Annotated in this window: 15 protein-coding genes; 8 read left to right on the top strand and 7 right to left on the bottom strand. The window is 73.6% G+C overall.

Annotated elements, in window-relative coordinates:
- The first annotated feature begins 371 nt into the window (after positions 1 to 371).
- The gene (locus tag AC3EVP_RS19080) at positions 372 to 1139 is read left to right on the top strand and encodes an AMP-binding protein (RefSeq protein WP_335970867.1); all 768 of its coding nucleotides are present in this window, start codon (positions 372 to 374) and stop codon (positions 1137 to 1139) included.
- 163 nt (positions 1140 to 1302) lie between these two features.
- Here AC3EVP_RS19080 and AC3EVP_RS19075 read toward each other — a convergent pair whose 3' ends face one another.
- Positions 1303 to 2838: a CehA/McbA family metallohydrolase gene (locus tag AC3EVP_RS19075; protein ID WP_435131298.1), complete on the bottom strand. Its 1536-nt coding sequence runs from the start codon at positions 2836 to 2838 to the stop codon at positions 1303 to 1305.
- Positions 2839 to 3218: 380 nt separating this feature from the next.
- On the opposite strand from AC3EVP_RS19075, the gene AC3EVP_RS19070 reads away from it, so the two are divergent.
- The 4 genes from AC3EVP_RS19070 (at position 3219) to AC3EVP_RS19055 (ending at position 9251) form a co-directional block, all read left to right on the top strand.
- Entirely contained in the window at positions 3219 to 4445 is a 1227-nt protein-coding gene (locus AC3EVP_RS19070; RefSeq protein WP_435131351.1) for a phosphodiester glycosidase family protein, read from the top strand.
- Between the two features lie 384 nt (positions 4446 to 4829).
- Entirely contained in the window at positions 4830 to 5933 is a 1104-nt protein-coding gene (locus AC3EVP_RS19065; protein ID WP_335970873.1) for an ADP-ribosylglycohydrolase family protein, read from the top strand.
- A 174-nt stretch (positions 5934 to 6107) separates the two neighbouring features.
- Positions 6108 to 7310 (top strand): aminotransferase-like domain-containing protein, encoded by a 1203-nt coding sequence (locus tag AC3EVP_RS19060; RefSeq protein ID WP_435131296.1) that lies wholly within the window; start codon positions 6108 to 6110, stop codon positions 7308 to 7310.
- Between the two features lie 375 nt (positions 7311 to 7685).
- Complete coding sequence (locus AC3EVP_RS19055) at positions 7686 to 9251, top strand: sodium:solute symporter family protein (protein WP_435131294.1); 1566 nt, start codon at positions 7686 to 7688, stop codon at positions 9249 to 9251.
- Positions 9252 to 9342: 91 nt separating this feature from the next.
- Here the strand turns inward: AC3EVP_RS19055 and AC3EVP_RS19050 are convergent, their stop codons facing one another.
- From AC3EVP_RS19050 to AC3EVP_RS19040, 3 genes are all read right to left on the bottom strand, one after another.
- Positions 9343 to 9552 (bottom strand): DUF397 domain-containing protein, encoded by a 210-nt coding sequence (locus AC3EVP_RS19050; RefSeq protein WP_335970879.1) that lies wholly within the window; start codon positions 9550 to 9552, stop codon positions 9343 to 9345.
- A gap of 181 nt (positions 9553 to 9733) precedes the next feature.
- Positions 9734 to 10588: a helix-turn-helix domain-containing protein gene (locus AC3EVP_RS19045; RefSeq protein ID WP_335970881.1), complete on the bottom strand. Its 855-nt coding sequence runs from the start codon at positions 10586 to 10588 to the stop codon at positions 9734 to 9736.
- 271 nt (positions 10589 to 10859) lie between these two features.
- Entirely contained in the window at positions 10860 to 11561 is a 702-nt protein-coding gene (locus tag AC3EVP_RS19040; protein ID WP_335970882.1) for a GOLPH3/VPS74 family protein, read from the bottom strand.
- Positions 11562 to 12914: 1353 nt separating this feature from the next.
- On the opposite strand from AC3EVP_RS19040, the gene AC3EVP_RS19035 reads away from it, so the two are divergent.
- Entirely contained in the window at positions 12915 to 14366 is a 1452-nt protein-coding gene (locus tag AC3EVP_RS19035; RefSeq protein ID WP_435131292.1) for a D-alanyl-D-alanine carboxypeptidase family protein, read from the top strand.
- Between the two features lie 133 nt (positions 14367 to 14499).
- Here the strand turns inward: AC3EVP_RS19035 and AC3EVP_RS19030 are convergent, their stop codons facing one another.
- Both AC3EVP_RS19030 and AC3EVP_RS19025 read right to left on the bottom strand, forming a co-directional pair.
- Positions 14500 to 16731, bottom strand: coding sequence for a heavy metal translocating P-type ATPase (locus AC3EVP_RS19030; RefSeq protein ID WP_435131349.1), 2232 nt, complete (start codon positions 16729 to 16731; stop codon positions 14500 to 14502).
- Positions 16732 to 16916: 185 nt separating this feature from the next.
- Positions 16917 to 17129 (bottom strand): heavy-metal-associated domain-containing protein, encoded by a 213-nt coding sequence (locus AC3EVP_RS19025; RefSeq protein ID WP_335970887.1) that lies wholly within the window; start codon positions 17127 to 17129, stop codon positions 16917 to 16919.
- Positions 17130 to 17408: 279 nt separating this feature from the next.
- On the opposite strand from AC3EVP_RS19025, the gene panD reads away from it, so the two are divergent.
- Positions 17409 to 17831 (top strand): aspartate 1-decarboxylase, encoded by a 423-nt coding sequence (panD, locus tag AC3EVP_RS19020; protein ID WP_435131290.1) that lies wholly within the window; start codon positions 17409 to 17411, stop codon positions 17829 to 17831.
- 45 nt (positions 17832 to 17876) lie between these two features.
- Here panD and AC3EVP_RS19015 read toward each other — a convergent pair whose 3' ends face one another.
- Entirely contained in the window at positions 17877 to 18080 is a 204-nt protein-coding gene (locus AC3EVP_RS19015; RefSeq protein ID WP_335970890.1) for a hypothetical protein, read from the bottom strand.
- A gap of 310 nt (positions 18081 to 18390) precedes the next feature.
- On the opposite strand from AC3EVP_RS19015, the gene AC3EVP_RS19010 reads away from it, so the two are divergent.
- Entirely contained in the window at positions 18391 to 19182 is a 792-nt protein-coding gene (locus tag AC3EVP_RS19010) for a VOC family protein (RefSeq protein WP_435131288.1), read from the top strand.
- Positions 19183 to 19216 lie beyond the last annotated feature (34 nt).

Genomic DNA, 19216 nt, shown 5'->3' with positions numbered 1-19216 from the left:
GACATGCGGAGCCGAGAGTTCGGCCCCGTCCGTGCCAGTTTGCCGTGTCGGGCGGCCGAGGTCACCCCGTGCATGGCGCCGATCCGGCCTTGGGCCGAATGTTGGGCCGAATTCGAGGTTCTGTCTGTGCGTGCGCGGAGGTTGTGTTGTGTGGGACGGGTTCACACCTGTGTGTGTCCTGCGAGCGGATGGGTGACGAGGACGTGCGGGTGTCCGGAAAAAACGATTCGGCGGATTCCTCGGTTTCGGCCGGTTTGCGCGGGGAAAGATCATCTGTGTTCGGTGCGGTGCTCTCCTGGCCGTCGCTGCACAGGACATCCACGCTCCCGGGGACGGGACCCGTACCGCCCGCACCCTCCGGGACGGACACGGTGACCCGCGGTGGCGGGAAGCACAGCCGGCCCCGGCGCGGGCGCGGCGGTGGTTTCCGCGGCACCCCGGGCGAGAACGGGCGCCTGCCCGGTCCGCTGCTGCGGCAGCGGGCGGAGCAGCAGCCGCAGGGCATCCCCGCACTGCCCTACGGCGACCTTGCGCCCCTGACCGGGACCGCCGGGTGCAGCTTCGCCGAGCTGGACCGCCGGGCCCGGGCCGTCGCCGCGCGACTGGGCCGTGCGCTCCAGCCGGGCAGCCGCGTCCTGCTCGTGTACCCGCAAGGGCCGGACCTCGCGGGCGCGTTCCTCGGCTGCCTGTACGCGGGGATGGCCGCGGTGCCGCTCGTGCTGTCCGCGCCGGGCGCGACCAAGTCGGTGGCGCACGCCGCGCTGCGCTGCGACCCGGCGATGGTGCTCACCGGCACCGACACCTGGACACCGCTCGCGGTGGACCGGACGCGGGTCGAGGTGGTGGAGGCGGACGGGCTGCATGTCTCCGGCGAGCCCGCCTGGCGGCTGGCGCAGCACTGGCGGCCGGTGGGTGTGCTGCGCGGTGCGCCCGCCTACTACCGCTACCACGACGACGGCGCGGTCGGCGGCCGGATGGAGTCGGCGATGTCGCACGCCGATCTCGCCGAGGTGATGGACGAGTTGGCGCAGGCCGTACGGCTGGGCACCGACGAGGAGAACGTCGGCTGGATCGCCGCGGTGCACGGGGTGGAGGACGCCGTGTGGCGCATCCTGCTGCCCATTCGCGTCACGGTGTAGCGGTCGCGTGCCCGTGCTCCTGCGTGCCCGTGTGCCCGCGTGCCTGCCCGCGTGCCCGTGGCCCGGGTTCGGATACGGGTGCGGCGCCGCGCGGGGTGCGGGGTGCGCGGCGCCGCGGAAGGCGGGCGGCAGGAAGCAGGAAGGGGCCGGCCGGTGGCAGGCCCTACGCCCGGCCGAGCCAGATCGGGTTGGTGAGGGCGGCGGCGGGTCCGGGGAGCCCGGAGGTGTCGCCGGACCCGGCGGGGTGGCGCACCTCGGCACGTACGTAGGAGGAGTAGGACGCGGTGGTGGTCCACTCCAGGACCCCGGAGGCGGGCAGGGCCTGGGTGACGGTGGGGCCCTCGTCGGTGAGCAGGCGCAGTACGCAGTCGGCGGGCACCCCGCCGACCTCGAGGCGGACGGTCACATCGGCGTCGTCGGCGACCGCCAACCGCTCGCCGATGCCCGCGTGTTCGCCGTGCGGGCCGGATGCGGAGAAGGCGAGCCGGACGTCGGCGTTCTCGGCGATCCAGGAGTGGCCGGCGCGGATGCCGGCCTGGAGCGAGCGGCGGTCGAGGCCGTCGGCGAGCACCACGGTCTGCGGCAGGCCGACGACGTCGGGGTCGCGGTGCGCGTCGGAGTTGCCCATCGCGGGCACCCACTGGCCGTCGCCGCGGCGGGCGGCGCCGGTGAGGAGGTTGTCCCAGGTGAGCAGGGACGCCTCGTCGTCGGCGGTCCAGGGGCCGTTCCAGACCTCGATGGCGTCCACGTTGTCGTAACCGAACTTCCACTGGCTGGCCAGGCTGGTGCCGTACGGGTGGGCGGGCACCACGATGCCGCCGGCCCGGCGGATCTGCCGGGCGAAGCGGTCGAAGGCGTCGTCGCGCGCCCGGTAGCGCCAGTCGATCCACTCGCCGCCGTCCACGCCGATGGCGAGGTAGTGGCCGTTGCGGGTGGTGATCTCCTCGCCGGTCAGGATGAGCAGGTCGTCGCCGGCCAGCGGGCCCAGCAGCGGGTGCGCGGAGGAGGTGTTGTGGTCGCTGGAGTTGATGAAGTCGAGCTTCGCCGCCCGGGCGAGCGCGGCCAGTTGCTCCAGGGTGCGCTTGCCGTCGGAGTGCACGGTGTGCAGGTGGCAGTCGCCGCGGTACCAGCCCCGGCCGCGGCCGGGGACCTGCTCCGGCGGGTAGTCGGGCGCGGGGGTGGTGCCGGGCTCGCCCGGGGTGAGGGTGACGGTCACCGAGTAGTCCAGGCCCTGGGGCGCGACCGTGTACGGGCCGAGCACCACGTGCCAGGTGCCCGCCTCGACCGGGCCGGCCAGGTAGCCGGGCGTCGCCTGCTCCGCGCTGATCGAGAACTCCGTGCGTGCGCCGCCCGACCAGCCGCGGAAGCCCCGGCCGCCCACGTCGGTGCCGCGCTGGTCGAAGATGCCGATGTCGCAGGCGTTGCCGAGGACGCCGGCCGGCACGGCCGGCCGGTCGTAGGTGTACGACACGTCGATCTGCCGTGTCCCGCCGGGCACCTTCAGCGGCAGGTACACGAAGTCGGCGGTGCCCGTCGGCAGATGGCCGCTGAGCGTACGGGTGACGGCGGCCGCGGTGCCCCGGCCGGAGCCGGGGTCCGCGCCGGAGTCCGAGGCGGCGGCGAAGTCCACGGGGGCCAGCGTAAGGACGCCGGCCGCACCCGCGCTCGCGGAGAGCTTCAGCACATCTCGTCGGTCCATGGCCTCCACGGTCGCGCCCCCGGGTGACGCGCGCGTGGCCGCGCCCTGTGCGGACGGGGGCGGAAAGCCGAGGGATCGGTGGGGCGGCTGGGCCGTACGGGTGAGGGCGGGCGGTTGCAAGTGCATTCCGGCGGACCGCCGTACGTGGGCCGTCCGCCGGCGCCGGATGGCCACGGTCGGCGCGGGTCCGGCCTGTGTCCGGCGGGGGTGAATTCGCGGCGGCGCCGCCGCCCGGTTCCTCGTGGTTCACCGTGCGGCCCGCGCCGGGGTGGTGAAGTCCTGTGCGAAGCAAATGAGTTGCGGTCCGAGGAGCGGCAGAGGGGACGACGGTGGGCGGTCGCGCAGGGGCACAAGGGGCACACACGAAGGCGCGGCTCGGGCTGCGGGCCGGCGGCGCGGCGGTCGCCGCGCTCGGCGCACTAGCCGGCAGCCTGGCGGGAGCGTCGGCGGCGGCCGCACAAGGCGGCGGCCTGCCGTACTCCCGGGTGGAGCAGGTGGCGCGCGGGGTGACGTACGGCCAGTTCTCGGTGGACGGCGGGAAGGGCGCCGTGACGGGCTACCTGCTCACCGTCGACCTGGCGGACCCGCGGGTGCGGGTGGACCTGCTGACGCCGGGTGCGGTGGCCGAGCGCGCGCCGGTCTCCCAACTCGCCGACTCCGCCCGGGCGGTGGCCGCGGTCAACGGCGACTTCTTCAACATCACCGAGGAGCACGCGGGGGTCGCCCCCACCGGTTCGTCCGACGGGCCGGAGATCTCCGGCGGCCGGGCGCTGAAGGCGGCGGTGCCCGACGCGCAGCGCTTCGGCCCGGCGATGCCGCCCGGCGGGACCACCCGGGACGTGCTCGGCGTCGGGGTGGACCGCAGGGCCCGGCTGGACCGGCTCACCCTGGCCGGCAGCGTCCGCACCGCGCACGGCAGTTACCCGCTCGGCGGCTTCAATCAGTACGCCCTGCCCGAGGGCGGCATCGGCGCGTACACGGCCGGCTGGGGCACCGTCTCCCGCGAGCGCGCCGTCTGCGGCTCCGACACCTCCCGCGCCGCGGCGTGCAGCACCGACACCTACGAGGTGACCGTCCGCCACGGCCGGGTGACCGCTGCGGCCGACACCCCCGGGCAGGGCGCGATCGCCCCGGGCAGCACCGTGCTCGTCGGGCGGGACGCCGGCGCCGACACCCTGCGCGCGCTGCGCGTCGGCGACCGCGCGGACGTCGCCGAGCACCTGGCCCCGGCCGCCTCCCATGTGCCCTACACCTTCGCGGTGGGCGGCTTCACGGTGCTGCGCGACGGCGACCCGCTGCCCGGGCTCGACACGAAGACCGCCGCGGTCCGTACCGCCGCGGGCTTCGGTGCCGGCGGCCGCACGCTCTACCTGCTCGCCCTCGACGGCACCGCGGCCGCCGACCCCGGCCTGACCGTCGCCGAGGTCGCCGAGGTGATGCGGCGGGCCGGCGCCGACGACGCGGTCAACCTCGACGGGGGCGGCTCCACCACGCTGGTCACCCGCGGCCCCGGCGACCCGGCCGCCATCGTGCGCAACAACCCCTCGGGCGTCGCGGAGCGCCCGGTGGCCAACGCCGTCGGGGTGTTCAGCACCGCCCGCAGCTGAGCCCGGCGGAACACCGGCGGGACCCGGTCAGGGACACCGGCAGGACCCCGGCGAGGCACTGAGCAGGACACGAGCGGCGACCCGCGCACCCGGGCGCCGCCCGCCCCGCCCTCACCGGCTCTCCACCGCCCGCTCACCGCCGCTCCACCGCCCCCGCACAGCTCCCGCATGGCTCCTCCACCGACCGCCCGCCACACGCCCCAACGAACCCACACGCCTCACCTCCCCCACCCCGAATCACCGCAAACCCCGGAAAACGTCGGAAAAGACGGCCCATCGCGGACAAGCCCGCACCTACCCTCGGCCCCCCTTCCGCTCTCGGTTTCGTCGGATATCGTGCGGCGCAGCACGGATCGGATCGGGGGATGTTCGAAGGAGAGCGCTTTGACCGCTGTCTGGGGACGCGCGCAGCAACAGGACTTCCGCAGCCGGGTACGCGGCTGCCTGCTCGGTGGCGCGATCGGCGACGCGCTGGGCGCCGGCGTGGAGTTCGAGTCGCTCGACGCCATCCTCGACAGCCACGGCGCCGACGGGGTCACCGACTACGTCCCCGCGTACGGCAGGCGCGGCGCGATCACCGACGACACCCAGATGTCGCTGTTCACCGTCGAGGGCCTGATCCGCGCGCAGGTCCGCCGGGACACCGGCGCCTGGCACCCGCCGACCGACATCCACCGCGCCTACCTGCGCTGGGCGGCCACCCAGAACGAGTGGGGCCCCGACGAGCGCCGCCGGGACAGCGGCTGGCTGGCCCGCGAGGAGTGGCTGTACGCGCGCCGCGCGCCCGGCGGTGCCTGCCTCAGCGGCCTGTCCGACGACCGGATGGGCACCCTGGAGGAGCCGAAGAACCCCGGCTCCAAGGGGTGCGGTGCGGTGATGCGCTCGGCGCCGTTCGGCCTGCTGGTCGGCTGGGAGCCGCAACTCGTCTTCCAGCTCGCGGTCGAGTGCGCCGCCCAGACCCACGGCCACCCCACCGGGCAGCTCGCCTCGGGCGCCTTCGCGGTGATCGTGCACGGCCTGGCCCGCGGCGAGGCGCTGGACGGCTCCGTGCAGCACGCCCTCGCCCTGCTGGGCACCCGCCCCGGCCACCAGGAGACCACCGACGCCCTCCAGGGCGCCCTGGGCGCGGTGCGGCAGGGCATGCCGTCCCCGCAGCGCGTCGAGGCGCTGGGCGAGGGCTGGACGGCCGAGGAGGCGCTCGCGATCGGGGTGTACTGCGCGCTGGTCGCCGAGGACGTCCGGCACGGGCTGCTGCTGGCCGTCAACCACTCCGGCGACAGCGACTCCACCGGGTCGATCTGCGGCAACCTGCTGGGCGTCCAGCACGGCGAGACCGCACTGCCGCCGGCCTGGACGGCGGAGCTGGAGGGACGGGCCACGATCCTCCAACTCGCCGACGACTTCGCCATGGAGATGACCCAGTCCCCGGCGCTGCACGGCCCCGCGGGCGCCAGCCCGGCCTGGCTGGACCGCTACCCCGCCTCCTGACCGCCCTCCGGCCGTCCTGACGGCCCCCGTTGCCTCCGGTGCTCCCGGTCCGCCCCAGTCGCCCCCGCCGCCCCTGCCACCCCGCCTGTCGCGCCCGCGGCCGCCGTCCGGGCCCACCGCCCGCATCGTGGAAAGTACCTGGACACCACAACGATTCTTCGTAGGCTGCACGCCATGACGACCAGCCTCCGCGGAGCACTCCCCGAACTCGCCGGCCGCGCACGCTCGGTGGGTGCGTCGCCGGTACGCGAGATCCTCGCGCTGACCGCGCGCCCGGAGGTGATCTCCTTCGCCGGCGGGCTGCCCGCGCCCGAGCTGTTCGACGCCGAGGGGCTGCGCCGGGCGTACGACCGGGTGCTCGCCGAGTGCCCCGGCACGGTGCTCCAGTACTCCACCAGCGAGGGCGACCCGGCGCTGCGCGGCGCGATCGCGGCACGCCTGGCCCGGCGCGGACTGCCGACCGACCCCGACGAGCTGCTGGTGACCGGCGGGTCGCAGCAGGGGCTGAGCCTGATCGCCACCGCCCTGCTGGAGCCGGGCGACACCGTGCTGGTGGAGAACCCGACCTACCTCGCCGCACTCCAGTGCTTCGGCTTCGCCGGTGCCCGCGTGGTCCCGGTGCCCACCGACGCCGACGGGGTGCTGCCCGACGCGCTGGAGGAGCTGGTCGTGCGCGAGCGGCCCAAGCTGCTCTACCTGGTGCCCAACTTCCAGAACCCCACCGGCCGTACGCTCCCCGCCGACCGCCGCCGCGCGGTCGCCGGGACCGCGGCGCGGCACGGGCTGTGGATCGCCGAGGACGACCCCTACGGCGAGCTGCGCTTCGAGGGCGCGCACCAGCCGCAGATCGCGTCGTACGAGGCCGCGGCCGACCGCACCGTGCTGCTGGGCAGCTTCTCCAAGGTGATGGCGCCCGGGCTGCGGCTGGGCTGGCTGCGCGCCCCGGCCGGATTCCGCCGGGCCTGCGTGATCGCCAAGCAGGCGGCCGACCTGCACACCTCGACCGTCGACCAGGCGGCGGTGGCCCGCTACCTCGCCGACAACGACCTGGACGCGCACCTCGACCGGGTGCGCGCGGCCTACCGTACGCGGCGCGACGCGCTGCTGGCCGGGCTGCCGGACGCGCTGCCGGCCGGCTCGGCCTGGAACCGCCCCGAGGGCGGCATGTTCGTGTGGGTGCGGCTGCCCGGCGGCCACGACGCCACCGCGCTGCTGCGCGTCGCGGTCGGCCACGACGTCGCCTACGTGCCCGGCGCGCCGTTCTTCGCCGCCGACCCGGACCCGGGGGCGCTGCGGATGTCGTTCACCACCCACACCCCGGCGCAGATCGCCGAGGGTCTCGCGCGGCTGGCCGAGGTGTTCCGCACACCCGCCTGACGCGCCGCGCGGGGCCGTGCCACGGCACCGCGCCCGTGCTCTCCCTCCCTTGCGGCCGCCCGGAACTCCCGCGTTCCGGGCGGCCGTTCCGTCGTGCCGCGCCGCCGGGGCGCGGGAATGCGGACGTCCGGCGAAGTGCCCGCTCATCGTCGGTTCGGCAGACGGGTCGTCACAATGCCAAGTTGGGCAAAGAAGAGGTAAAATCGTTCGGCTTTCTGACCTGGGTTCAGGTTCGTGAACGACGGAGCCCTTGACCGGTTCGCCGCAGCAAGGGTTCAATCCCCGAAGTCCCCACTCCCGCAAGGGGGCGACCCGCCCGAGCGAGCGGTACGGCGAAGTGCCTCACGTTCACCAGGCGGACCCCCGGGAGGGGACATGAACAGTCTCGACTGGACCGTTCTCATCGCGTACTTCGGCGTGATGGTGGCGATCGGCCTGTGGTCCCACAATCGCGTCGACGACGTCGGCGACTACTTCACGGCCGGCGGCCGGATGCCCTGGTGGCTGTCCGGCATCTCGCACCACATGTCCGGCTACAGCGCGGTGATGTTCACCGGCTACGCGGGCATCTCCTACCAGTACGGCTTCACGTCCTACGCCACCTGGGCCTTCCCGATCGCGATCGGGGTGGGCCTGGGCGCCAAGCTCTTCGCGCCGCGGCTGAACCGGATGCGCTCCCGGCTGCACGTCGCCTCGCCGCTGGAGTACCTGAAGGACCGGTACAACCTCACCACCCAGCAGGCGCTGGCCTGGTCCGGGGTGCTGCTGAAGATCGTGGACGTCGGCGCCAAGTGGGCCGCGATCGCCACCCTGCTGTCGGTCTTCACCGGCATCACGATCACCCAGGGCATCGTGATCACCGGCGCGATCACCGCGGTCTACTGCACGGTCGGCGGCCTGTGGGCCGACGCGCTCACCGAACTGGGGCAGTTCGTCATCCAGTTGATCGCCGGGCTGGCCATGCTGGTCGCCACGCTGCGGCACATCGGCGGGATCAGCGGCGTCTGGAACGTCTGGGACGAGCCCGAGCTGCACCACCACGGCCACCCCACCGCCGGCCCGTACACGACCGTCTTCCTGCTCGCGTACCTGTTCATCAAGACCTTCGAGTACAACGGCGGGATGTGGAACCAGGCGCAGCGCTACATGGCGACGCCCTCCGCCCGCGCGGCCACGCGCTCGGCGATGCTCTCCTCGGCGCTGTGGCTGGTCTGGCCGCTGGTGCTCTTCTTCCCGATGTGGGTCGCGCCCCTGCTGGTGCACGCGAACAAGGCCGACGCGTCCGACTCCTACGCGCTGCTGAGTGAACGGCTGCTGCCGCACGGCCTGCTGGGCCTGGTGGTGGTCGGGTTCTTCTCGCACACCATGGCGATGTGCTCCTCGGACGCCAACGCGATCTCCGCGGTGATCACCCGGGACATCGCACCCGCGGTCGCCAAGGGAGCCCGTACCTGGAGCGACCGGATCGGCCTGATCGCGGCGCGCACCACCACGCTGGTCTTCCTCGGGCTGTCCATGGCGGTGGCGACGCAGGTGAACTCGCCCACCTTCAAGGACATCATCACCGTGGTGATCAAGTGGGTGGCCGGGCTGGTCGGGCCGATCGCCATCCCGTTCATGCTGGGCCTGATGGCACGCTTCCGCAGGTCCGGCCCCACCGCGGCGCTCACCAGCTGGGCGCTGGGCCTGTTCGCCTTCTACTTGCTCAACTACCCGGTCAACGACGCGGTGTCGGGCGGGGTGCCGCTGCAGTACCAGATCGCCGGCCCGGTCGCGGTCTCGCTGGTGCTGTTCGTGGTGATCGGCTGGATCAAGCCGGAGGACACCCCGGAGCGGGACGCGCTCATCGCGAAGGTGGACGCCGAGGGTGCGGCGGAGACCGCCGAACGGCCCGCGGAGTCAGGGGGGTTCGGCGAGTTCGGTACGCCCGCCGCGAAGTGACCTGCCGCACATGGAGCGAGCCCTCTCGGCCAGGACGGCGGCCAGTCGAGAGGGCCCCTCTGCGGTGTGAGCGACGCTTGCGCGGACGGCGTCAGCGCAGGTCGAACGCTCCGCCGTCCACGTCGGCGACGAAGGACGTCCACTCCTGCGGGGAGAAGGTGAGCACCGGACCCTGCGGGTCCTTCGAGTCACGGACCACCACGGCTTCCACGGCGGGCGACTTGACCTCGACGCAAGCGCCGTTGCCCGTCGAACGCGAGGACTTGATCCAGGCGGGGGTGCTGCCCAGCTTGATAGCCATCTCTGCTCCGGTCTGTACTGGTGAGGACGGCGCGGTAGCCACGCCACTGACTGACGTCTTCGACGCTACCGGTCAACTTCGGCCAGAGGAGGGGGCGTTCACCCATCCGGATGGCATATCCCCGGCAAAGGTTCCGCAGTGACTGGGCAAGGGCGTATTCTGCCTCCCCACCACCTCGCCGTCATGCGTAGCGCGCGGCCGCCTCGGTGATGAAGGCCCGGGTCAGCTCGGCGCTCAGCGCCTGCGCCCGCAGATGCTCGTACATCACGCTGTACGCCTGGACGTCGGTGTCCTTCTCCAGGTACAGGTCGCTGTTGACGCCCTCCAGGTACACCACGGTCGCGTCCGTGGTGTCGGTGAACTCCAGGACCGCGAACTGCCCGCTCAACCCCGGGTGCGCGCCCGCGTCGAACGGCAGTACCTGCACGGTGACGTGCGGCAGGTGGCTGAACTCGACCAGCCGGAGCAGCTGTTCGTGCATCACATGGTCGTCGCCCACCCGGCGGCACAGCGCGGCCTCGTCGATCACCGCCCACATCCGCAGCGGCGCCTCCGGGTCGGTGATCCGCTCCTGGCGGCGCATCCGCACGCTCACCCGCTTCTCGACCTGCTCGCCGGACGCCTCGGGCAGGTTCCCCGCGATCATCGCGGCGGCGTACGCGGGCGTCTGCAACAGGCCCGGCACCACCTGGGGTTCGAAGACCCGCAGGCTCGCCGCCTCGGTCTCCAGCCCGATGTAGACGCTGTACGGGATGTCGCCGAAGGCATGCCACCAGCCCTGCTGCCGGGACTCCTTGGCCATCTGCATCAGCGAGTCGACGATCCGCACGTCCTCGACGCCGTAGACGCCGCACAGGTCGCGCACGTCGCGCTGGCTGATGCTGCGGCGGCCGTTCTCGAGTCTGCTGATCTTCGACTGGGAGACCAGCAGCCGGGCCGCGACCTCCTCGGCCGTCATCCCCTTCTGCTCGCGGAGCTTGCGCAGCTCCGACCCCAGCCGGCGGCGCCTGACGGTGGGGTTCACGTTCGCGACCACAGGGACTGCACCTCCACGCTGAACCGTACTGATGGTCAGCAGCCTGCCACCACCGGTCATCACCGCGCTGGCGAATGGACGGACAACCTTGCAGTCATGGCACGCTACTTGGCGCGGACACGGCGGCGCACGGGGCGGTGGCGGAACCGGAACTCCTCCGGAACGCCGCCACCCCGCGCGCCATGTCACCCCGCGATGTGCACGGGTAGCGACAAGTTGTGTACTCTGTGTCGTGTGAACGACATATGCTGTCGGCCCGTTGCCGGTCGGATCACCGGGCTCCGGCCCGTGCCATCCCGCTGTGCCCCGCGGAGCGCTGTGCCTGGGCCGGCGGCCGCTTGGGCTGTGCCGCCACCCCGTTCTGCACGTCCATGACGGCGTGCGCCACGAGACCGCCCATCGGGTCGTACCTGATCAGGTCACGCAGGCGCGATCGCGACGACCGGCCCTCGTTGCCCGGGTACAGGTGCTTGCCGAGGCCCACGGCATGGGCGAGCGCGGCGAGCGCGGCGGTCCGCGGGTCCGGCGGTACGCCGGTGCGGATCGCGTTGTCCAGCCGGGCCCTGATCTCCCGGCTGACCGCGCTGTCGGTCGCCTGGTACCGCGTGGTCGGCAGCACCCCGCACATCTGACCCGGTACGGCGTGCACCATGCCGCACCGCTCCAGGTGTGCGAGATACGTCTGGCGCAACCCCAGCCGGGGCCCGCCGATCCAGTGGACGGCCCGCACCGGACTGCCACGGCGTCGCAGCAGTTCGAGCGCGGAGTCCAGAGTCGGATCTCCTGTCGGCCGTGGGTGCACCACGGCTATACGATCCCCGTCAGGGGCTATCCGTCCGGCCAGGGCCAGCTCGACGAGCTGGGCCCCGGCGAGGCCGAGGTCGAGCGACTGCGGCTGCGCCGTGGTCCCGGTGGTCGGGTCCAGGGCGAGCAGCAACAGCTCTTCCGGAATTGTTCTGCGGCTCTTGCCCATCCATGCCTCCCCGCGTGGATGAATGACAGGGTGACGCCTCTCACACGGGCCTGTCGAGAGTGCCTTTTCCATATCGACGGGAACCGGGTGGTATGTCGTTCTCGTCTACGGGGGGGATGGGGTGTCGCAGACGGACCGCGTCCTTCTCGCGGGACACTTGCCTGTGTAGTCCAAGACCGCTAAGGGCACAAGGTCTGCGCGTTTTTGCCCGAGTGTGTGCATGAGTCATCACGATGTGTGGAGGAGGTCTGCGTGGCGGGCGACGCCCCCGGCAGGGAGCAGCAGCACGAGACGTCGGGGGAGCCGGGTATCCGCCCGGCCAAAGATCCGAGGCTGGCGGTGTTCCGACTGCCTCCGGAGGCTGCGGAGGCCCGGGTGGCCGAGGGCGGCGCGGGGCGCCCGGCCGCGGAGGGTGAGGCCGATACCCCAGGTGCGCACACGCAGGACGACATCGAGGACGCCGGATCGGAGCCCCGTCCGCACCCCGACGCCGACAGCGGGCCCGCGGCGTCGGCGGATCGGGCGTCCGGACGTACGCCGACGGGCGCCGCGGCTACGACAGATGACGTAGCCGACGTGGACACCGTGACCGATCCTGCTCCCCCCGCCGCGCCTCCTGCGCCCCGTACGGCACAGGAGAAGCACGGGAAAACGGAACCGAATCGTGACCGGAATGAAGGGGCCGGGGAGGCTGCCGGGACTTCCGGTACGGGCGGGTCGGATGGGGTTGGGCCCGGTTCGGGCGAACCGGAGGCGGAACCGGGCGAGGCCGCGGACGGGGCTGCGGACGGGGCTGCCGACGAATCGGCGGACGGGGTCGTCGGGGAGGACACCTCCGAAGACGCCCGCGGCGAGGAGGACGGTTCATCGGACGCGGAGGCGGATGAGGACGCCGAGGCCGCGACCGCGGAGAGCGGTGCGGACGAGACCGCTGCTGCCGCTGCTGCCGCTGCCGAGGACGAGGGCGGTTCCGCCGACGCGGACGGCGCCGCTGACGCCGCTGCCGAGGAGCCCCCCGCCGGCACCGCGCCCGAGCCCGCCACGGAGTCCGCCGCGGACTCCGATGCGAGTGCGGATGCCGATGCCGAGGCCCGCCCTGCCACCCGAACGGACGCCGAGAGCTCCCGGAAGGACGGCGCCCAGGACGGTGAAAGCCCGTCCGCCGACGAGGACGCCCCGAAGCGTCCCGGCCCGACCGTGAAGCCCCTCGTCTCGGACATCCCCGCGGAGTGGCCCGAGGGCCCCCAGGGCGGCCGTCAGAGGCCCTCCGGGGACTCCACGGTGGTCTTCGGCGCCCCCGGCCGTCCGACGCGCGCACAGGCCGCTCCGCCGCCCCCGCCGCTGCCTCCTGCCGTGCCCGCCAAGCCCGCCGGGAAGCCGGCCGACGCACCGGCCGCCGAGCCGGCCGCGAAACCGGCCGGGCAGCCCGCGGACGAGGGCGGTGCCTCCGACGGCGCCACCGTCCGCGAGCCGGAGGGACCCCAGGGCACCCGCCGCATGCCGCTGCCGCTGCCGCCCGACAAGCAGCCGCTGAAACTGCTCGCCGAACTGACCAACACCCCGCCGCCGCCGGAGACCCCGCTGCGCACGGTGCTGCGCCGGTTCAAGATCTGGACGCCGCTGGTCGTGCTGCTCGCGGTCGTCTTCGTGGTGGTCCAGGCGGTGCGCCCGCTGCCGTCGCCGCACCTGACGCTGACCGCCTCCCCGACGTTCACCTTCTCCGGCACTCCGCTGACCCGGACCATGCCGTGGCCGTCCGAGGGCCAGTCCGTCGCCGAGGTGGAGGGGCTGGGCTCGCTCGGGGTGCACGGCAAGCAGACGCCCGTGCCGATCGCCAGCCTCACCAAGGTGATGACGGCGTACGTGATCCTGCACGACCACCCGCTGAGCGGCAGTCAGGGCGGGCCGACGATCACGGTCGACGCCCAGGCGGCGAAGGAGGCCGGTTCCGACGACCAGTCGACGGCGCCGGTCAAGGAGGGGCAGCGCTTCGACGAACGGCGGATGCTGCAACTGCTGCTCATCCCGTCGGGCAACAACATCGCCCGTCTGCTGGCCCGTTGGGACGCCGGCACGCAGGAGGCGTTCGTCGCGAAGATGACCGCGACGGCCAAGCGGCTGGGCATGGCGCAGACCACGTACACCGGCGCCAGCGGCATCGAGGAGACCACGGTCAGTACCTCGGTCGACCAGCTCAAGCTGGCCCGCGAGGTGATGAAGAACGACGTGTTCCGCTCGGTGGTCGCGCTGCCGAACGTGGACATCCCCGGTGTCGGCCGCATCTACAACAACAACAACGACCTGGTGAAGGTCGGCGTGGTCGGCATCAAGACCGGCTCCAGCACCCCGGCCGGGGGCGCGCTGATGTGGGCGGCGCACAAGACGGTCGACGGCAAGCAGCAGTTGGTGCTGGGCGTGGTGCTCCAGCAGCGCGGCGGCACCACGGTGGACGACAGCCTCCAGACCGCGCTCACCCGCAGCCAGGCGCTGATCGAGTCCGTGCAGGGCGGCCTCGGCTCGGCGACGGTGGTCAAGAAGGGCACGGTCGTCGGCACCGTGGACGACGGACTCGGCGGCAGCACGCCGATCGTCACCACCAAGGACCTCACCGCGATCGGCTGGGCGGGCATGAAGCAGGAGCTGACGCTCACCGCGGCCGACGGCGGTGTGCCGCACCACGCCGCGGCCGGCACCGAGGTGGGCACGCTCAGCCTGGGAACCGGCGCGGCCCGTACGACGGTGCCGGTGGCGCTCGGCAGCGACCTGTCGGAGCCCGGCTTCGGCGCGAAGCTCACCCACTTCTGAGCAGCGCCCGCGCGAACGTCCCCCGCCCCGCCGGCAGTCACCGGCGGGACGGGGGACGTCGCACGTCAACGGGCCGTTCGCGCACGGCCGATACGGCCGATACGGCCGATACGGCCGACCGGGCCGCCCCCGCTCAGCCGAGCGGCCTGAACCGGCGCAGCCGCAGGCTGTTGGCCACCACGAAGACCGACGAGAAGGCCATCGCCGCCCCCGCGATCATCGGGTCCAGCAGCCCGGCCGCGGCCAGCGGGATCGCCGCGAGGTTGTAGGCGAACGCCCAGAACAGGTTCGCCTTGATGGTGGCCAGGGTGCGCCGCGCCAGCCGGATCGCGTCCGCCGCCACCCGCAGGTCGCCCCGTACCAGGGTCAGGTCGCCCGCCTCGATGGCGGCGTCGGTGCCGGTGCCCATCGCCAGTCCGAGGTCCGCCTGCGCGAGCGCGGCCGCGTCGTTGACACCGTCGCCGACCATCGCCACCACCCGGCCCTGCTCCTGCAACCGCCGTACGACGGCCGCCTTCTCCTCGGGCAGCACCTCCGCGTGGACGTCCGCCGCGGCGATCCCCACCTGCGCGGCCACGGTGTGCGCGACCCGGGCGTTGTCCCCGGTCAGCAGCACCGGCCGCAGGCCGAGTGCGCGCAGCCGGCCGACCGCCTCCTGGCTGCTGGGCCTGACCGTGTCGGCGATGGTGAGCACCGCCCTGGCGCGCCCGTCCCAGCCGACGGCGACCGCGGTGGCGCCGCCCTCCTCCGCAGCGGACGAGGCCGCGGCCAGCTCCGCCGGCAGTTCCTGCGCCCACGCGCGCAGCAGCCGTGCGCGGCCCACGAGTACGGCGTGACCGTCGACGACGCCCTGCACGCCGAGCCCCGGCACGTTGGCGAAGTCCGCGACGGCCGGCAGGGCGCCGAGCCGCTCGGCGGCACCGGCCGCGACCGCGCGGGCGACCGGGTGCTCCGAGGCGTGCTCCAGGGCGCCGGCCAGCCGCAGCACCGCCTCCTCGTCCTCACCGGCCGCGACATGGACGCCGGTCAGCGCCATCGCGCCGCTGGTGACCGTGCCGGTCTTGTCGAGCACCACCGTGTCGACCGCCCGGGTGGACTCCAGCACCTCGGGGCCCTTGATGAGGATGCCGAGTTGGGCGCCGCGCCCGGTGCCGACGAGCAGCGCGGTGGGCGTGGCCAGGCCGAGCGCGCACGGGCAGGCGATGATCAGCACGGCGACCGCCGCGGTGAACGCCGCCGTCGCCCCCTCGCCGAGTGCGAACCAGACCGCGAGCGTGCCGAGCGCCAGCACGATCACCGCGGGCACGAACACCGCGGAGATCCGGTCGGCGAGCCGCTGCGCCGCGGCCTTCCCGCTCTGCGCGTCCGCCACCAGCCGGCCCATCCGGGCGAGTTGGGTGTCGGCGCCGACGCGGACGGCCTCCACCACGATCCGGCCGCCCGCGTTCACCGTCGCGCCGGCCACCGGGTCGCCCGGGCCGACCTCGACCGGCACGGACTCGCCCGTCAGCAGCGAGGCGTCGATGGCGGAGCCGCCCTCGCGCACCACCCCGTCGGTGGCGACCTTCTCGCCCGGCCGCACCACGAAGCGGTCCCCGACCGCCAACTCGCCGATCGGCAGCCGGACCTCGGCACCGTCGCGGAGCACCGCCACGTCCTTCGCGCCGAGTTCGAGCAGCGCGCGCAGGGCGGCACCGGCGCGGCGCTTGGCGCGGGCCTCGAAGTAGCGTCCGGCGAGCAGGAAGGCGGTGACCCCGGCGGCCGCCTCCAGGTAGATCTGGCTGCCGCCGTCGCCGCGGGAGACGGTGAACGCGAAGGGGTGGCTCATGCCGGGGTGGCCGGCCGTACCGAAGAACAGCGCCCACAGCGACCAGCCGTAGGCCGCGAGGGTGCCGACCGACACCAGGGTGTCCATCGTGGCGGCGCCGTGCCGGGCGTTGGTGAGCGCGGCGCGGTGGAAGGGCCAGCCCGCGTACACCACCACGGGCGAGGCGAGGGTCAGCGCGAGCCACTGCCAGTTGGTGAACTGCCACGCGGGCACCATCGACAGCAGGACCACCGGCAGGCCGAGGACGACCGCGGTGGTCAGCCGCTGGCGCAGCGTGGTGAGCTCGGCGCCGGGGGCGGCGGCCGGGTCGCCGCCGTCCGCGGCGCGGGGACCGGCCGTGGGCGCCGGGGCGGCAGGGGGCGGCGGCAGTTCGGCGGTGTACCCGGTGGCCTCGACCGTCGCGATGAGGTCGTCCACCGCCACACCGCCCGCGTACTCGACCCTGGCCTTCTCGGTCGCGTAGTTGACGCTGGCGGTGACCCCGTCCATCCGGTTGAGTTTCTTCTCGATCCGGGCGGCGCAGGACGCGCAGGTCATGCCGCCGATCGCCAACTCCACCCGGTTCTGCGCGGGTCCGCTGTGCGGGTGTGCCGTGCTGGTTGCCACTGTTCGCTCCCTGCTGCTCCTCGGCTCGTCGTCCGGCCGGCCCGTGCGGCGCTTCCGGCGCTCCCGGTGCTGCCGGTGCTCCCGGCGCGGGGCCGGCCGCCGGTGGTGCCGTCCGCTCAGGCGCGGCCGACCAGTTCGTAGCCCGCCTCGTCCACGGCCGCGCGCACCGCCTCGTCGTCGAGCGGCCGCTCGGACGCGATCGTCAGCAGGCCGCTGCTCGCCACGGCGGTCGCGGAGGTGACACCGGGGATCGCGCCGACCTCCTTGCTCACCGCGGACTCGCAGTGCCCGCAGCTCATCCCGGACACCGAGTAGACGGCCTCGCTCATGCTGTGCTCCTCCTCCACGGGTACGCGTCACACGTACCGCAGGTGCGGCCGCGGTCTGTCGCGCGCGGCCCGGTGGGCGGATCGTCCGTCCCCACCACCGTCAACCTTATACCCCCTAGGGGTATTCCCAGCGGCTGGTGCGGCCCGGGTCGGGTACTGAGATCTTCGGCACTCCGCCCGGCCCCCCGGCCGGGTCCGCCGCGGGCGGCCCTACCCTGGAGGCGACGGCGCGTATCCCGCCAGGGAACGCGACCCACTCACCCGCCAGGAGGCGACGTCGTGCTGCGCACCATGTTCAAGTCCAAGATCCACCGGGCCACCGTGACCCAGGCGGATCTGCACTACGTGGGTTCGGTGACCGTGGACGCCGATCTGATGGACGCCGCGGACCTGCTGCCGGGCGAGCTCGTGCACATCGTGGACATCACCAACGGCGCCCGGCTGGAGACCTATGTGATCGAGGGCGAGCGCGGCTCGGGCGTCATCGGCATCAACGGTGCCGCCGCCCATCTGGTGCACCCCGGCGACCTGGTGATCCTCATCAGCTACGCGCAGGTCGAGGACGCCGAGGCCCGCGCGCTACGCCCGGCCGTGGTCCATGTCGACGCCGGCAACCGGATCACCGGACTCGGCAGCGACACCGCCGAGCCCGCTCCCGGTACCGACGCCCTGCGCCCCCCGCACGCCCTCGCGCACCTCTGAGCCGGACCGCGTGCCCGCGCACGTGTCCGCGCGCGGAGTCTCGCTTCAAGCCGCGGTGACCACCGCGGCGCCGGAGACCGGACCGGACACCGGACGTATCTCCAGCCGGACGCCGCGCGCCGCGGCCGTCCACTGGGCGCGCAGCCGCGCCAGCTCCGCGAGCTGCTCGGCCGTCCACGGCCGGTCGCCGTGCGCCTGCACGTAAGCGCGCAGCGCGGCGTTCGCCTGATCGAGAGTGCCCCCAAACATGTGATCCACCCTAGACCGCGCCACTGACAATGCCGAACCGATTGACCACCGGGCGTACCCGGTGCGCGCCGGCGCGAAACCGTCCGCCCTGCCGTGACCTGGCACGAACGGCGCACGCCCGCGCAGGGTGCGATGCTGAGTGTGAGGGAGTACACAGCGGCCGGATCGGCTGCATATCCCACGGAACCGGACACCCGGCGCATTCCGTACGAGCTTCCCGCGGGCCCGGCCGGTGGCGCGGACCACAGTGCGCGGGCATACCTTCACGCATACGTTGAGGCCCACGACCACGCCCACGGAGGACCGCACCATGCTCACCAACGACTACGTGCCCGGCGCACCGAGCTGGATCGACCTCGGCAGCCGCGACACCTTGCGCGCCGCCGCGTTCTACCGCGCGCTGCTGGGCTGGGAGTTCCGGCCGGCCGGCCCCGACGCGGGCGGGTACGGCGTGTTCGAGCTCGACGGTCAGAGCGTCGCCGGCCTCGGCCCGATCACCGACGAGGGCGCCGCCTCCGCCTGGACGCTCTACTTCGAGACCGCCGACGCCGACGCGACCACCAAGGCCGTCGAGGAGGCGGGCGGCAGCGTGCGGTTCGCCCCGCTGGACATCGGCGGGGGGACCCGCATCGCCGGTTACTGCGACCCGTCCGGCGCCGAGTTCGCGGCCTACGAGCCGGGCGCCGTCAAGGGCCTGGACCGCACCGGCGCGGGCGGCCTGTGCTGGGCCGAGCTCTACACGACGGACGCGGCGCAGGCCACGGGCTTCTACCGCACCGTCTTCGACTGGGAGACCACGGACATGCCGCTGGCCGGCAACACGGGCGTCTACACGGTGGTCGCCCGCTCCGGCGGCGGACAGGCCGGTTCGCACGGCGGCATCATGCAGCTCACCACCGAGCAACTGCCGGACGGCCTGTGCTACTGGCAGCCGTACTTCGGCGTCTCCGACACCGACGGGGTGGTGGCCGCCGCCTCCTCGCACGGCGCGACGGTGCTGATGCCCAGCACATACGTCGCCGGCATCGGCCGGATCGCGCTGCTCAGGGACCCCGAGGGGGCGTTCTTCGCGGTGCTCCAGCCGGACCCGCGGGCGGCCTGAGCCGGACCGTACCGGCGGCGCCGCCCACCGCCCG

Source organism: Actinacidiphila sp. bgisy144 (genome assembly GCF_057708105.1).
The sequence above is the reverse complement of the archived record's forward strand: the minus strand, read 5'-3'. Positions and strand labels throughout refer to the sequence as shown.

Excerpts from the sequence above, each read along its gene's own strand:
- AC3EVP_RS19075 (WP_435131298.1), bottom strand. The coding sequence starts at position 2,838 with ATGGACCGACGAGATGTGCTGAAGCTCTCCGCGAGCGCGGGTGCGGCC.
- AC3EVP_RS19060 (WP_435131296.1), top strand. The coding sequence starts at position 6,108 with ATGACGACCAGCCTCCGCGGAGCACTCCCCGAACTCGCCGGCCGCGCA.
- AC3EVP_RS19055 (WP_435131294.1), top strand. The coding sequence starts at position 7,686 with ATGAACAGTCTCGACTGGACCGTTCTCATCGCGTACTTCGGCGTGATG.
- AC3EVP_RS19050 (WP_335970879.1), bottom strand. The coding sequence starts at position 9,552 with ATGGCTATCAAGCTGGGCAGCACCCCCGCCTGGATCAAGTCCTCGCGT.
- AC3EVP_RS19040 (WP_335970882.1), bottom strand. The coding sequence starts at position 11,561 with ATGGGCAAGAGCCGCAGAACAATTCCGGAAGAGCTGTTGCTGCTCGCC.
- AC3EVP_RS19030 (WP_435131349.1), bottom strand. The coding sequence starts at position 16,731 with ATGACCTGCGCGTCCTGCGCCGCCCGGATCGAGAAGAAACTCAACCGG.
- AC3EVP_RS19025 (WP_335970887.1), bottom strand. The coding sequence starts at position 17,129 with ATGAGCGAGGCCGTCTACTCGGTGTCCGGGATGAGCTGCGGGCACTGC.
- AC3EVP_RS19015 (WP_335970890.1), bottom strand. The coding sequence starts at position 18,080 with ATGTTTGGGGGCACTCTCGATCAGGCGAACGCCGCGCTGCGCGCTTAC.
- AC3EVP_RS19010 (WP_435131288.1), top strand. The coding sequence starts at position 18,391 with ATGCTCACCAACGACTACGTGCCCGGCGCACCGAGCTGGATCGACCTC.